Annotated in this window: 11 protein-coding genes; 9 read left to right on the top strand and 2 right to left on the bottom strand. The window is 61.8% G+C overall.

Annotation, left to right across the window (positions count from 1 at the left end):
- Window positions 1-54: 54 nt before the first annotated feature.
- Both AC13Q5_RS22350 and AC13Q5_RS22345 read right to left on the bottom strand, forming a co-directional pair.
- On the bottom strand, window positions 55-1,464 hold the full coding sequence (locus tag AC13Q5_RS22350) for an adenylate/guanylate cyclase domain-containing protein (RefSeq protein ID WP_075855417.1): 1,410 nt from the start codon (window positions 1,462-1,464) through the stop codon (window positions 55-57).
- 77 nt (window positions 1,465-1,541) lie between these two features.
- Window positions 1,542-3,830, bottom strand: coding sequence for an NADP-dependent malic enzyme (locus AC13Q5_RS22345; protein ID WP_457881093.1), 2,289 nt, complete (start codon window positions 3,828-3,830; stop codon window positions 1,542-1,544).
- 197 nt (window positions 3,831-4,027) lie between these two features.
- On the opposite strand from AC13Q5_RS22345, the gene mutS reads away from it, so the two are divergent.
- The 9 genes from mutS to tsaB all read left to right on the top strand — a co-directional run bounded on the left by mutS (window position 4,028) and on the right by tsaB (window position 15,515).
- Window positions 4,028-6,685 (top strand): DNA mismatch repair protein MutS, encoded by a 2,658-nt coding sequence (mutS, locus tag AC13Q5_RS22340; RefSeq protein WP_488503289.1) that lies wholly within the window; start codon window positions 4,028-4,030, stop codon window positions 6,683-6,685.
- A 28-nt stretch (window positions 6,686-6,713) separates the two neighbouring features.
- Window positions 6,714-7,007, top strand: a complete 294-nt coding sequence (locus tag AC13Q5_RS22335; protein ID WP_488503188.1) for a hypothetical protein — start codon at window positions 6,714-6,716, stop codon at window positions 7,005-7,007.
- A gap of 150 nt (window positions 7,008-7,157) precedes the next feature.
- Window positions 7,158-10,073, top strand: a complete 2,916-nt coding sequence (locus AC13Q5_RS22330; protein WP_457881094.1) for a [protein-PII] uridylyltransferase — start codon at window positions 7,158-7,160, stop codon at window positions 10,071-10,073.
- Window positions 10,070-11,671 (top strand): murein biosynthesis integral membrane protein MurJ, encoded by a 1,602-nt coding sequence (gene murJ / locus AC13Q5_RS22325; RefSeq protein ID WP_488503187.1) that lies wholly within the window; start codon window positions 10,070-10,072, stop codon window positions 11,669-11,671. Before AC13Q5_RS22330 ends, murJ begins: the two co-directional genes overlap by 4 nt.
- Before the next feature lie 246 nt (window positions 11,672-11,917).
- On the top strand, window positions 11,918-12,310 hold the full coding sequence (locus AC13Q5_RS22320) for a VOC family protein (protein ID WP_488503186.1): 393 nt from the start codon (window positions 11,918-11,920) through the stop codon (window positions 12,308-12,310).
- A gap of 111 nt (window positions 12,311-12,421) precedes the next feature.
- A complete protein-coding gene (trpS, locus tag AC13Q5_RS22315; RefSeq protein WP_488503185.1) occupies window positions 12,422-13,486 on the top strand; it encodes a tryptophan--tRNA ligase in 1,065 nt (354 codons plus the stop codon).
- 75 nt (window positions 13,487-13,561) lie between these two features.
- Window positions 13,562-14,053, top strand: a complete 492-nt coding sequence (locus AC13Q5_RS22310; RefSeq protein ID WP_075855409.1) for a universal stress protein — start codon at window positions 13,562-13,564, stop codon at window positions 14,051-14,053.
- Window positions 14,054-14,169: 116 nt separating this feature from the next.
- On the top strand, window positions 14,170-14,736 hold the full coding sequence (locus AC13Q5_RS22305; RefSeq protein WP_075855408.1) for a NifU family protein: 567 nt from the start codon (window positions 14,170-14,172) through the stop codon (window positions 14,734-14,736).
- 122 nt (window positions 14,737-14,858) lie between these two features.
- Window positions 14,859-15,515 carry a tRNA (adenosine(37)-N6)-threonylcarbamoyltransferase complex dimerization subunit type 1 TsaB gene (tsaB, locus tag AC13Q5_RS22300; protein ID WP_488503184.1) on the top strand — a complete coding sequence of 219 codons (657 nt, stop codon included), beginning with the start codon at window positions 14,859-14,861 and terminating at the stop codon, window positions 15,513-15,515.
- Window position 15,516 lies beyond the last annotated feature (1 nt).

Raw genomic sequence — 15,516 nt, 5'->3', positions numbered from 1 at the left:
CGTGAAAACAAAGAGATAGAACGGTTCGGAGCTTCCGTGAAAAGCTGAGCCGCTCTAAGGGATCGCAAAAATATCGATCGCATCGGTGATACCGCGCAGCGCGACATGATGCGATTGCGGTGTGAGGCCACGTCTTGTCATCAGTTCGGCGGCGCGGGGGTGATCGAGCACCGAGCTGGTTGCGAATATTTCGCGCGACGTGGCGAGATGCTGGACGCGGGACGCGATATTGACCGTTTGCCCGAAATAATCCTGCCGTTCGTTCAGGCTCACGGCGATACACGGCCCCTCGTGGATGCCGATTTTCAGAAGAAGATCGTCGTTGCCTCGCTCACTGTTGAGGCTGAGCATGGCCTCGCGCATCCGCATCGCCGCAATCAGCGCCCGGTCCGGCGTCGGGAAGGTGGCCATGACGGCATCGCCGATGGTCTTGACGACCGCACCCGCCTCCGCCGCTACGATTTCATGCAGGATGCCGAAATGGGTTTTGACCAGATCGAAGGCCGCGAGATCGCCGACCCTTTCGTATAATTCTGTCGAACCCCGCAGATCGGTGAACAGAAATGTGAGGCTGGTGATTTTCAGCCGCTGGTCGATGTCGATCGTGTCCGTCCGGTAGATATCGCGAAAGGTCTGGTTGGAGAGCAGCTGCTTGGCGGTCAGGAATGGTCGGCGTTGTCCGAGTAGCGTGTGAAGAGCTTCGTTGGCTAGGCAGATCGATGGCAGAACACGAAGGTCCGTGTGGTTCTCCATTTGAACGCGCAAGGGGCCGGGCCGCAATTCGATGGCCTCGCTGTGTCGGTGCATGCGATCGAAAACGAGCGAGAGAGCTTGTCGCTCCTTCGATGGCTCCCCCTTCACGTCGAGGAATTGCGCCGCATGCGTGACGGGCTCGAAGATGATGGTAAATTCCGCCGGCAATTGAAGCGATATGACCGCTTTCTCGCCGGGCGGCAGTTCCAGGGATTCCAGGACGAATTGATCCACCTTCTCTTCGTAGCCTTCGTCGGGAAGGTCGATACCCGAGCCCCAATAGATCTGCCGGAAATATTCGAGCGGCGGCAGGTCGTGCGGATTGTGCGCTTCGATATGGCGCACGCGTGGGCTGACCGTGAAGGTGACTTCGACCATCTCGTCGAGTGTCGGCTCGTAACCGGCTGCGCAAAGCGTGCAGGTATAGGTCTCGCTCTGCACCGTTTTCAGTGAGGTATTGGCATCCAACACGCCACCGCAGCCAGGGCAAAGAACATTCCACGACATCTCGAACAGGCCAAGGCGCGCGGCGTGCAGGAAAGCGTTGACTGTCTGCTCTTCCTCAAAGCCATGGCTTGCCGCGAAGGCAAGCGCATTCACACGGTTGAGCTTGCGGTCGGGTGCCTCAAGGACGAGCCGCTCGATAGCATCGACGATGTCAGGCCGCGCGGAATGGCGCAGCACCCCAAACAGGACCTGGGCTTCACTCATCCCTTGAGTTTACACCCAATTGACGCGGCAGCCCATTACCTTTGTTCGGTCGCGGGCTCCGCCTTCAGGCGTAGTGATCAGGACCCCGCACCATAGGCCGCGATGGCGGCCATGTTGACGATATCGGAATCCTTGGCGCCCATCGAGGTGATCTGCACCGGCTTGTCGAGGCCGACGAGCAGCGGCCCGATCACCGTGGAGCCGCCGAGTTCCTGCAGCATCTTGGTGGAGATCGCCGCCGAGTGGAATGCGGGCATGACGAGTACATTTGCCGGTCCGGACAGCCGCGAGAAGGGATAGAGGCTCTCCATGGTCTTGCGGTTCAGCGCCACATCGGCTGCCATTTCACCGTCGAACTCGAAGTTCAAATGGCGCTTGTCGAGGATGCTGACGGCTTCGCGCACCCGCTCCGAACGCTCGCCGGAGGGATGGCCGAAGGTGGAGTAGGCGAGCATGGCGACGCGCGGCTCGTAACCCATGCGGCGGGCAAAGCCGGCGGCTTCCTCGGCGATATCGGCGAGTTCTTCGGAGGTCGGCATGTCATGCACGGCGGTATCGGCAACGAAGACGGTCCGTCCGCGTGCAAGTACGATCGATATGCCGATGACCCGATGCCCCGGCTTGGCGTCGATGCAACGGCGCACGTCGCCGAGCGCCGTCGAGTAGTTGCGGGTAACGCCCGTCACCATGCCATCCGCGTCGCCCAGCGCCACCATGCAGGCGGCGAAGTGATTGCGGTCGTTATGGATCAGGCGCGTCACGTCGCGATGCAGGTAGCCCTGGCGCTGCAGGCGGGCATAGAGGTAGTCGATATAGGCATCGCCCCGCTTCGAGATGCGGGCGTTGACGATCTCGAGACCCGGGCGATTGAGATCGATGCCAGCACGCTCGGCCGTGGCTTCGATCAGATCCTCGCGGCCGAGCAGGATGGCCGTGCCAAGCCCCTGATTGGCGTAGGAGAGGGCTGCGCGCATGACCTGTTCTTCTTCCGCCTCGGCAAAGACGATGCGCTTCTGATGCCGGCGCACGCGCTCATAGAGCTGTGCCAGCGTCGACGCGATCGGATCGCGCCGGGCTGAGAGTTCGCGCGCATACGCGGCCATGTCGGGCATCTCGCGGCGTGCGACGCCGCTTTCGATCGCCGCCTTGGCGACAGCCACCGGAATGGCCGAGATGAGCCGCGGGTCAAACGGCACGGGGATGATATACTGTGCACCAAAGCGCGGTCTTGCGCCCTGATAGGCGGCGACGACATCATCGGGCACGTCCTCACGCGCCAGGCTCGCCAGCGCGTTGACGGCAGCGATTTTCATTTCGTCATTGATGGTGGTGGCGCGCACGTCGAGCGCGCCGCGGAAGATGTAGGGGAAACCGAGGACGTTGTTGACCTGGTTCGGATAGTCCGAGCGCCCGGTCGCCATGATGGCGTCGTCGCGGATGCGGGCGACTTCCTCCGGCGTGATTTCCGGATCGGGGTTGGCCATGGCGAAGATGATCGGCTTGTCCGCCAAGGAGCGGATCATGTCCTCGGAGAAGGCATCCTTCTGCGACAGGCCGAATACGACATCGGCGCCCTTCATCGCTTCGGCCAGCGTGCGCTTGTCTGTCTTGACCGCATGCGCCGACTTCCACTGGTTCATGCCTTCGCTGCGGCCCTGGTAGATCACGCCCTTGGTATCGCAAAGGACGATGTTTTCCGGGTTGAAGCCCATGGCCTTGATCAGTTCGATGCAGGCGATGGCCGCAGCACCTGCGCCGTTGCAGACCAGCTTGGTGGTCTTGAGGTCGCGGCCGGTCAGCTCCAGCGCATTGATGAGGCCGGCGGCGGCGATGATGGCGGTGCCATGCTGGTCGTCATGGAAAACGGGAATGTCCATCAGTTCGCGCAGCCGCTGTTCGATGATGAAGCAGTCCGGCGCCTTGATATCCTCAAGGTTGATGCCGCCGAAGGAGGGGCCGAGATAGCGCACGCAATTGATGAATTCATCGACATTCTCGGTGTCGATCTCAAGGTCGATCGAATCGACGTCGGCGAAGCGCTTGAAGAGGACCGATTTGCCTTCCATGACTGGCTTGGAGGCGAGTGCGCCGAGATTGCCGAGGCCGAGAATGGCCGTGCCGTTGGAGATGACGGCGACCATGTTGCCGCGCGATGTATAATCATAGGCGGTAGCCGGATCGGCCGCGATCGCCTTCACGGGAACGGCGACGCCTGGCGAATAGGCAAGGGAAAGATCGCGCTGGGTCGCCATCGGCTTGGTCGGGTTGATCTCAAGCTTGCCGGGGCGGCCGTTCTTGTGGAAGTCCAGTGCTTCCTGATCGGTGATCCCCGTTCCCGGACGCGACTTGCTCTTGCTGTCTGCCATTGTTCCTCCAAACCTCCTGTGGGCGACCGGTCCCTCTTGCCCGATAGCTGTTGTCTTCTATAGCGGCGCGCGGGTAGGGTGGCACCTCATTTTTTTGGAAAAACTGCACCTCCGTGAACGAACGTATTAACGCCAGCATCGATGCCTTCTCGGCCGCCGAGCTTGCCTCGGAGGAAAGCCGCGCCTCGGCCACTCCGATGATGGAGCAGTATATCGAGATCAAAGCGAACAATCCGGGTTCGCTGCTGTTCTACCGCATGGGCGACTTCTACGAACTGTTCTTCGAAGACGCCATCGATGCTTCGCGCGCCCTCGGCATCACGCTGACGAAGCGCGGCCAGCACATGGGGCAGGATATCCCCATGTGCGGCGTGCCGGTTCATGCCGCCGACGACTATCTGCAGAAGCTCATCGCGCTTGGCTTCCGCGTCGCCGTGTGCGAGCAGGTGGAAGATCCGGCCGAAGCCAAGAAGCGCGGCGGCAAATCGGTGGTGCGCCGCGACGTCGTGCGCCTGGTGACGCCGGGCACGATCACCGAGGAAAAGCTGCTCTCGCCTTCGGAATCCAATTATCTGATGACGCTGACGCGCATTCGCGGTGGTGCAGAACCCCAGCTGGCGCTCGCCTGGATCGATATCTCAACAGGTGTCTTTCGCCTTGCCGAGACGGAAGCTTCGCGATTGCTCGCCGATATCCTGCGTATCGATCCGAGAGAGCTGATCCTGCCGGATACGATGTTCCATGATCCGGAGTTGAAGCCGGTCTTTGATATCCTTGGCCGCACGGCGGTTCCTCAGCCGGCCGTGCTGTTCGACAGCGCCAGCGCCGAGGGACGCATCACCCGCTATTTCGGCGTCTCGACGCTCGATGGTTTCGGCACCTTCAGCCGCGCCGAACTGGCCGCCGCCGCCGCCGCCATCGCCTATGTCGAGAAGACCCAGCTTGCCGAGCGTCCGCCGCTCGGCCTGCCGGAGCGCGAAAGCGGCGCCTCGACTCTCTTCATCGACCCCGCCACCCGCGCCAATCTCGAGCTGGTGCGCACGCTCTCCGGCGATCGCAACGGTTCGCTGCTGAAAGCGATCGATCGCACTGTGACCGGCGGTGGAGCCCGGCTTCTCGCCGAAAGGCTGATGTCGCCGTTGACCGACCCCCAGCGCATCAACGAGCGGCTGGATTCGATCGGCTTCCTGGCTGACGAGCCGTCGCTTTCAAGCGATCTGCGCGCGGCGCTGAAGCATGTGCCTGACATGCCGCGTGCCCTGTCACGCCTGGCGCTCGACCGTGGCGGGCCGCGCGATCTCTGGGCGATCCGCCAAGGGCTGGCGGCTGCGACTGATGTTGCACGTATGCTCGGCGCAGCACTTCTGCCGGAGGAGCTGAAGGCCGCACTCGCCGGACTCAGCGCCTTGCCTGCCGATCTCGAAGCGATGCTTGCGGCTACCCTTGCCGATGAGTTGCCGCTGCTGAAGCGCGATGGCGGTTTCCTGAGGGAAGGGGCGAATACCGAGCTGGACGAAGTGCGGGCATTGCGCGACCAGTCCCGCCGCGTCATCGCCGGCCTGCAGCTGCAATATGCCGAGGAAACCGGCATCAAGTCGCTGAAGATCAAGCACAACAATGTGCTCGGTTATTTCATCGAGGTTACCGCCGGCAACGCCGGCCCGATGACCGATACGAGCGAGGCCAAGGCGCGTTTCATCCATCGTCAGACCATGGCGAACGCCATGCGGTTTACCACGACCGAACTTGCCGATCTCGAAAGCCGCATCGCCAATGCCGCCGACAAGGCGCTGGCGATCGAGCTTGAAGCCTTTGACCGCATGGTCACGGCCGTCGTTGCCGCTGCTGAGGCGATCAAGGCTGGCGCTCGGGCACTGTCTGTCATCGATGTCGCCGCCGGGCTTGCGCTGCTTGCCGAAGAGCAGGCCTATTGCCGGCCCGTCGTCGATGGCAGCCGCATGTTCGCAATCGAAGGCGGCCGTCATCCGGTCGTCGAGCAGGCGCTTCGTCGTCAGGCCGGCGGCCCGTTCGTCGCCAACAATTGCGATCTCTCGCCGAAGTCCGACGGCAAGGACGGCGCCATCTGGCTGCTGACCGGCCCGAACATGGGCGGTAAGTCCACCTTCCTGCGCCAGAACGCGCTGATCGCCATCCTCGCGCAGATGGGCTCCTTCGTGCCTGCCGCGTCAGCCCATATCGGCATCGTCGACCGGCTCTTCTCGCGCGTCGGCGCTTCCGACGATCTGGCGCGGGGACGTTCGACCTTCATGGTCGAGATGGTCGAGACGGCGGCGATCCTCAATCAGGCGACAGAGCGTTCCCTCGTCATCCTCGATGAGATCGGTCGCGGTACCGCGACCTTCGACGGCCTTTCCATCGCCTGGGCCGCCGTCGAGCATCTGCACGAAGCCAACCGATGCCGCGGCCTCTTTGCCACGCATTTCCATGAGCTGACCGTCCTGTCGGAAAAGCTTGGCCGGCTCTCCAATGCCACCATGCGCGTCAAGGAATGGGATGGCGACGTCATCTTCCTGCATGAGGTCGGGCCGGGGGCTGCCGATCGTTCCTATGGTATCCAGGTCGCGCGTCTCGCCGGCCTTCCGGCTTCCGTGGTGGCGCGCGCCCGCGACGTTCTGACGCGGCTCGAAGATGCGGACCGCAAGAATCCGGCAAGCCAGCTCATCGATGATCTGCCTCTCTTCCAGGTGGCTGTTCGTCGGGAGGAAGCGGTCGGGAGGCGGGAACCGTCCAAGGTCGAGGAACGGCTGAAAACGCTTGACCTCGATGACCTGACGCCGCGTGCCGCTCTTGACGTGCTCTATGAACTGAAGAAAACGCTTACCAAGACCGGCTGACCATAGGCGATATTCCAAGGACAACATGATGTATCTCGAAGTTCTTCTCGCCGAAGTCCGCTTTCTGGGTGAGCGCTTCTCTCCGATCGCCGCGCGCGGCAAGATCTGTGGCGAGGGCGAGCCCCCGGATTGCGAATCCGATCGTGGCCTGCTCGATATCACCTTGTCCTGCAGCCGCATTTCCGACATCTGTTCGAAGATTGCCAAGGCCGGCTATTGGGAATGCGAACGCGAAATGGTGACGCAGATCGGCGCCCAGTCGCGGAATATATTATACAGTTTGAATGAACTCAGGCGGTCGCTTGACCTGGCAAGGCCCTAAAACTGCCGGTTTCTGCGCGGATTGCCGTCACGCTTCGTCAACTTTGGCCCGGTAGAAGCCATAGGGATCGTCGATTCCATACAGGTTACCCTCAAGAAACCCGGGGCGTAGAATGCCTGTGTCAATCGCCGGCCAAAGAGGCTATAGCGCATGCAGACGAAAAGACGGGCGCGCCGGCAACGGGTCGCGGTCAGCGAAGAGAAAGCCGATCGGCAGAGCATGGAAACGCATCATATCGATTTTTCGACCATTCTCGATGTGCCCGCGCTGAGGGCGGAGTGCGAGGCGCTCGCCAAACGCGGCCTGGACAAGAATGAGGAGCGTTCCGCTCTGCTGGCGGTGCTCAAAAGGGTGAGCCAGGAAGGGCGCGAAGAGGCACGGAAGTCTCTGGCCGTCGATGGCAGCGGGCTCGATTGTGCACACCGGATTTCCTGGCTGCAAGATCAGATCATCACCGTCCTCTACGATTTCACCGTTCATCACGTTTATCCGAAACAGGCGGACGCCTTCTCCGTCACGGCCGTCGGCGGTTACGGCCGCGATACCTTGGCGCCGGGCTCCGATATCGACCTTCTCTTCCTCTTCCAGCCGAAGCCTGAGAGCGAGACCCACAAGGCTGTCGAGTTCATTCTCTATATGCTTTGGGACATGGGCTTCAAAGTCGGCCACGCCACGCGCACGGTCGAGGAATGCATCCGTCAGGCCAAGTCTGACATGACGGTACGCACCGCCGTCCTCGAAACTCGCTATATCTGCGGCAACGCTCCGCTGGAGCGCGAGTTGCAGGCGCGATTCGACAAGGAAATCGTCACCAATACCGGCCCGGAATTCATCGCCGCCAAGCTCGCCGAGCGCGACGAGCGCCACCGCAAGGCAGGCGATACCCGCTATTTGGTCGAGCCGAACGTCAAGGAGGGCAAGGGCGGCCTGCGCGACCTGCACACGCTCTTCTGGATTTCGAAATATTACTATCACGTCCGCGATCCGGCCGAGCTGGTGAAGCTCGGCGTACTCTCGAAACAGGAATACCGCCTCTTCGAGAAGGCGGAGGATTTCCTCTGGGCCGTGCGCTGCCACATGCATTTCCTGACCGGCAAGGCGGAAGAGCGGCTCTCCTTCGATATCCAGCGTGATATCGCTGCAGCTCTCGATTATCACGCGCGCCCTGGCCTTTCGGCGGTCGAGCGCTTCATGAAGCACTATTTCCTCGTCGCCAAGGATGTCGGCGATCTCACCCGCATTCTCTGCGCCGCACTGGAAGACCAGCAGGCAAAGGCGACGCCGGGCTTGACCGGCGTCATCAGCCGCTTTGCCAATCGCTCGCGCAAGATCGCCGGCACCGTCGAATTCGTCGAGGATCGCGGCCGCATCGCGCTTGCCAATCCGGATGTGTTCAAGCGCGATCCGGTCAGCCTCATCCGGCTGTTCTTTGTCGCTGACATTAACGGCCTGGAATTCCATCCGGATGCCCTGAAGCGCGTCACTCGCTCCCTGAACCTCATCGATAACGATCTGCGCGAGAATGAAGAAGCCAACCGCCTGTTCCTGGCGATCCTTACTTCCAAACGCGATCCCGCGTTGATCCTGCGCCGCATGAATGAGGCCGGCGTGCTCGGTCGCTTCATTCCGGAATTCGGCAAGATCGTCTCGATGATGCAGTTCAACATGTATCACCACTATACGGTGGACGAGCATCTGATCCGCGCCGTCGAGGTGCTGTCGGAGATCGACAAGGGCAAGGCAGAGGATATCCATCCGCTGACCAACAAGCTGATGCCCAATATCGAGGATCGCGACGCGCTCTATGTCGCCGTGCTCCTGCACGATATCGCCAAAGGCCGCGAGGAGGATCACTCGGAAGCCGGCGCCAAGGTAGCGCGCAAGCTTTGCCCGCGCTTCGGCTTGTCGCCGAAGCAGACGGAGCTCGTCGTCTGGCTGATCGCCGAACACCTGACCATGTCGATGGTCGCCCAGACGCGCGACCTCACCGACCGCAAGACCATCATCGATTTCGCCGATCGGGTGCAGTCGCTCGACCGGCTGAAGATGCTGCTGATCCTGACGGTTTGCGACATCCGCGCCGTCGGCCCCGGTGTGTGGAACGGCTGGAAAGGCCAGCTGCTGCGCACGCTCTATTATGAAACCGAGCTGCTGCTGTCAGGCGGTTTCTCCGAAGTGTCCCGCAAGGAGCGGGCGGAAGCCGCGGCCGAAGCGTTGGAACGGGCGCTGGCAGACTGGAACCCGAAGGAACGCAAGGCCTACGTCAAGCTGCACTATCAGCCCTATCTACTGTCCGTACCGCTGGAGGATCAGATCCGCCATACGCAGTTCATGCGTGAATCTGACAAGGCCGGCAAGGTGCTTGCCACCATGGTGCGCACCGACAGCTTCCATGCCATCACCGAGATTACCGTTCTATCGCCCGACCATCCGCGTCTTTTGACCGTGATCGCCGGCGCCTGCGCTGCTGCCGGCGCCAATATCGCGGATGCGCAGATCTTCACGACGTCGGACGGCCGTGCGCTCGACACCATCCATGTCAGTCGCGAATTCCCTGACGATGCCGACGAGCTGCGCCGTGCCGGCACCATCGGCAAGATGATCGAGGACGTGCTGGCCGGCCGCAAACGGCTGCCGGAGGTCATCGCGACACGCACGAAGAACCGCCGCAAGAACAAGGCCTTCGTCATTCCGCCGTCTGTCATCATCACCAACAGCCTCTCCAACAAGTTCACGGTCATCGAGGTCGAATGCCTCGACCGCCCCGGCCTCCTGTCGGAAATCACGGCCGTTCTTTCGGACCTGTCGCTCGATATCCAGTCGGCCCGCATCACCACCTTCGGCGAAAAGGTCATCGATACCTTCTATGTCGCCGACCTGGTGGGCCAGAAGATTTCCAACGAGAACAGGCGAGCCTATATCACCGCGCGCCTGAAGGCTGTCATGGCCGGCGAGGAGGATGAAATGCGCGAGCGCATGCCGTCGGGCATCATCGCGCCTGCCGCCACGCGCGGCGTCGCCGTCGAAAAGTCAGACACTGAGAAGAAAGCCGGTTCCGCCGCATGAGCCTAGTCAAGAAATTCATCACCGTCGGTGGCGCGACGCTTGGCAGCCGCATTTTCGGCTTTGCCCGCGAAACGCTGATGGCCGCAGCCCTCGGCACCGGGCCGATGGCCGATGTTTTCTACGCCGCGTTCCGCTTTCCGAACCTGTTCCGTCGCCTGTTTGCCGAGGGTGCCTTCAACGCCGCCTTCGTGCCGCTTTTTGCAAAAGAGATCGAGGCACACGGCATCGAGGGCGCCAAGCGGTTTTCCGAGGAAGTGTTCGGCGTTCTCTTCTCGGTCCTGCTGCTGATCACCATCGTCATGGAACTGGCAATGCCGCTGCTGGTGCGTTGGGTCATCGCGCCCGGCTTTGCCGACGATGCCGAGAAATTCGACCTGACGGTCCGGCTGGCGGCCGTGATGTTCCCCTATCTCATGTCGATGTCGCTGACGGCGATGATGAGCGGCATGCTGAATTCGCTGCATCATTTCTTCGCCGCCGCCGTGGCTCCGATCTTCCTGAACCTGGTGATGATCAGCGCGCTGTTCTACGCGATCTACTACGGCGCCGATCCACTGAGCACCGCCTGGTATCTGTCCTGGTCGGTATTGGTGGCGGGCGTGCTGCAGCTGGCCGTCGTCTATATCGGCGTGCGTCATGCGGGCATCAGTATCGGCCTGCGCTTTCCGCGCTTCACGCCCAATGTCAAGCGGCTCCTGCTTCTCGCGATTCCAGCGGCTATCACCGGCGGCGTCACTCAGATCAATCTGGTGATCGGCCAGGCGATTGCCTCGGGCAAGGAGGGCGCGATCGCCGCCCTGCAATATGCAGACCGCATCTACCAGTTGCCGCTCGGCGTCGTCGGCGTCGCGGTCGGAATCGTGCTTCTGCCCGAACTGGCGCGTTCGCTGAAGTCGGGCCATATCAAGGAAGCCGCCAATATCCAGAACCGCTCGATCGAATTCGTGCTGTTCCTGACGCTGCCGGCCGCTGTCGCCCTGTGGCTTCTCTCCGACGATATCATCCGCGTGCTTTACGAGCGCGGCGCCTTTAACTCGGAAAATACAAAGCTGGTCGGCTCCATCCTCGCCATCTTCGGCCTAGGCCTGCCGGCTTTCGTGCTGATCAAGGCCTTGCAGCCCGGCTTTTATGCCCGCGAGGATACGAAATCGCCGATGCGCTACACGGCGGTCGCCGTCTTCGTCAATTCGGCGCTGTCCATCCTGCTTTTCCCGGTGCTGGCCGAACGCGGCATCGCGGTCGCCGAGGCGGTTGCCGGATGGCTGAACGCTGTACAGCTCTTCGTCACGCTCTATCGCCGCGGGCATCTCGTCTGGGAATGGTCGCTGGTGCGCCGCACCGCCATGCTGCTCGTCTCCTCCGCCGTCATGGGTGGTGCCATTGTATATTTGTCTCATCGGTGGGAGCCGCTCCTGGGGTCTGGCTCGACGCTGCTCACCAAGACCGGCGTCCTGGGCCTGCTCATATTGATTGCGATGGCGGTTTATTTCATTGTGGCCTTCCTGATCGGCGGCGTGGATTTGGGCATGGTACGCCGCAATTTGAAGCGCAAGCGGGCGAAGCCAGCGCCGGATGCGAAGGCGGTGAATGGGGAGTAACAAAGCGCCTTCGCCCCGCAATGCGGGGAGAAGGTGGCTTGGCGCGATCGAACAAAGTGAGATCGCGACAAGTCGGATGAGGGGCGTCAATCGAGGCTCCCGCAGAGTTAAAGTATGTAGGCATCGCCACTTTAGCGGCTGGCCAAGACAGTCTGCCCACGCCGAACGTTTGTGCATGGCCCCTCACCCTAGCCCTCTCCCCGCAAGCGGGGCGAGGGGACGACTTTGCCAGAAGTGGAGCCCCGCATGACCCAATCCCTCTTCCTCGTCGCCCTCGTCGTCGATGACTACGATCGCGCCAAAGCCTTCTACTGCGATGCCCTTGGCTTCGATTGCTTGGCTGACGAGGTGCAGCCGGAGGGCAAGCGCTGGGTTGTCGTCAGGCCGAAAGGCGGGGAAGGGGCAGCGTTGTTGCTCGCCCAGGCGGCGGGCGACAGCCAGCGCGCGGCGATAGGCAACCAGACAGGTGGCCGGGTCGGCTTCTTCCTCAAGACCGACGATTTCGCCCGTGATCATGCCGCGATGCTGGCCAAGGGCGTCACGTTCCGGGAAGAGCCGCGTCATGAGGTTTGTGGCACGGTGGCGGTCTTTGCCGATCCCTACGGCAACACCTGGGACCTGATCCAGCATTCTTCCTGAGACTCTGTCACATAGCCTCTTGATCCCCGCCGATCCCGCGTGCATAAGCCGCTCGAAACCAAGGGTCGAGCCCCGCTCGCCCAGGCCCTCCACAAGCCTTTTGAGGACGACATGACCGAATTCAAGCCGCTCGTATTCTCCGGCGTTCAGCCCACCGGCAATCTCCATCTCGGTAATTATCTCGGCGCGATCCGCAAGTTCGTGGCCCTGCAGGCCAACAACGACTGCATCTATTGCGTCGTCGACATGCATGCGCTGACCGCTCAGCTCGTGCATGAGGACATGCCGAACCAGACGCGCTCGATCACCGCAGCCTTCCTTGCCGCCGGCATCGATCCGGAAAAGCATATCGTCTTCAATCAGTCGGCCGTGCCGGGGCACGCCGAACTCGCCTGGATCTTCAACTGCGTCGCCCGCATCGGCTGGATGAACCGCATGACGCAGTTCAAGGACAAGGCCGGCAAGGACCGCGAGCAGGCCTCGCTCGGTCTTTACGCCTATCCGAGCCTGATGGCCGCCGACATTCTGCTCTACCGCGCCACGCATGTTCCGGTTGGCGACGACCAGAAGCAGCATCTGGAGCTCACCCGTGACATCGCCATGAAGTTCAATCTGGACTACATGGAGCATATCCGCCGCGCGGGCTACGGCATCGACATCACCGTCGGCGACGAGCCGGTCCATGCCTATTTCCCGATGGTCGAGCCGCTGATCGATGGCCCGGCGCCGCGCGTCATGTCGTTGCGTGACGGCACGAAGAAGATGTCGAAATCCGATGCCTCGGACCTGTCGCGCATCAACCTGCTCGACGACGAGGAAAACATCTCGAAGAAGATCCGCAAGGCCAAGACCGATCCGGATGGCTTGCCGAGCGAACTCGCCGGTCTCGCCGGCCGCCCTGAAGCCGACAATCTGGTCGGCATCTATGCGGCCCTTGCCGACAAGTCGAAGGCCGATGTCCTGTCCGAATTCGGCGGCCAGCAGTTCTCGGTCTTCAAGCCGGCACTGGTCGATCTCGCCGTGCATGTGCTTTCGCCGATCACGATGGAAATGCGCCGCCTGATGGCCGATCCTGGCCACATCGACGCCGTTCTGCGCGATGGCAGTGCCCGCGCCCGCGCGCGCGCCGACGTGACCATGAAGCAGGTTCGCGACATTATCGGCTTTCTCTATTGATGATGTCGTAATGGAGAGCTCCCGTTGCCAAACGGGGGCTTGCAAAACGCCGCCTTCGGGTGTCAGAGTTGTCGCATGGTTTCAAAACGTCTCTCTCGGCTCGAAGGCCATCGCCGCAAGTTCATGGCGGTCATTGACGGCACGCCCGAGTGCCAGCGCGCCGTCCATTATGCCGGACGACGCGCCAAGAATTCCAATGGTGGCCTCGTGCTGCTCTACGTGATTCCCGAGGGCGACTTCCAGCAATGGCTCGGGGTCGAGGAGATCATGCGGGCGGAGGCGCGCGAAGAGGCCGAGGCGGCAACTGCAAAGGCGGCGCAGGCCGTGCGTGAAAACATCGGCATCGATGCGGAAATCGTCATCCGCGAGGGCGCCGCGGCTGAGCAGATCAATGCCGTCATCGAGGATGACCGGGATATCGCGCTTCTCGTGCTTGCTGCCGGTTCTGCCAAGGAAGGCCCAGGCCCGCTCGTCTCGTCGATCGCCGGTCGAGCCGCCGCCTTCCCGATCCCGGTGACGGTGCTTCCGGATACGCTGAGCAACGAGGAAATCGACGCGCTGAGTTGATCGCGTGTGCTATTTCTTGAGAAACACTCTCTTGAATAGAATGGCCAAAAGGCCTATCTTCTTTTGAAATATTCTAAAGTCGGGACCGGGTGTCTGCCCGCCGCATGGAGATCAAGATGTTCATTCAGACCGAAGCGACGCCGAATCCCGCGACCCTCAAGTTCCTGCCGGGCAAGGTGGTGATGGAAAACGGCACGGCCGAATTCCGCAGTGCCGAGGAAGCCGAAGCCTCGCCGCTTGCCGCCCGCCTGTTCGAGATCCCGGGCGTTATCGGCGTCTATTTCGGCTACGACTTCATCTCCGTCTCCAAGGAAAATCAGGAATGGCAGCATCTGAAGCCCGCCATCCTCGGTTCGATCATGGAGCACTTCATGTCCGGCAAGCCGGTCATGGGCTCGACGTCCGTGCTATCCGAAGTGCAGGACGCCGGCGGCGAATTCTTCGACGAGGGCGATGAGTCGATCGTGCTGACCATCAAGGAACTGCTGGATACCCGTGTGCGTCCGGCCGTTGCCCAGGACGGCGGCGATATCACCTTCCGCGGCTTCCGCGACGGCAAGGTCTACCTCAACATGAAGGGTTCCTGCGCCGGGTGCCCGTCCTCGACGGCGACCCTGAAGCATGGCGTGCAGAACCTGTTGCGCCATTTCGTGCCCGAAGTTCAGGAAGTCGAAGCCGTCTAAGCGTGGTTCCAAGGCGCCGAGCGGTTTTTGGATAGGATTATGCAAGAACCAAAAGCTCGCGCAGGGAAACATTCGAAGGCAAATCAACCGCGCCGCAAGCGCGGCTTTTCGGAAAAATTGACATGATCGTACTGGCGCTCGACACGGCAGGTGTGGATTGCGCTGCCGCTGTGTATGATAGCGGCAGTGATTCTGTGATGGGGGAGGTCACGGAAACGATCGGACGGGGGCATGCCGAGCATTTGATGCACGTTGTCGACGAAGCGCTGGCGAAAGCTGGTGTGGCGCTTTCGGCCATAGAGCGTGTCGTCGTGACCGTCGGCCCCGGTTCCTTCACCGGTATCCGCATCGGCGTCGCTGCCGCACGCGGGTTTGCACTTTCCCTTAATATCTACGCAGTCGGTGTCACGACCCTCGAGGTCATGGCGGCGACCGCGCGAGCGCAGAATCCGGGTAAGTCGGTTCTGGCTGCCATCGATGCGAAGCGCGAGGAGATCTATCTCCAGACCTTCGATGCCGATGGTAGCCCGCTGGACGAGGCTCGGGCCGTGACGATAGACGAAGCGCGGGCAATTGCCGCCGCCTTCGACGGCATCGTCACCGGAACGGCTGTCGCCCGGTTGAGCGACAGGCCGCCGGCGGAGCGGCCAGACGCGTTTCCGATTGCCATCGTCGCCCGGCTGGGCGCTGGCAAATCTGCTGGTGAAAAGCCGAAGCCGCTTTATCTTCGCGGACCCGATGCCAGACCGCAGGCCGGATACGCAGTTGCCAGGCAGTAGA

The sequence above is a fragment of the Martinezella sp. CNPSo 3964 genome (assembly GCF_057784375.1).
Note: the sequence above shows the minus strand (reverse complement) of the source record. Positions and strands in the feature narration are given on the sequence as shown.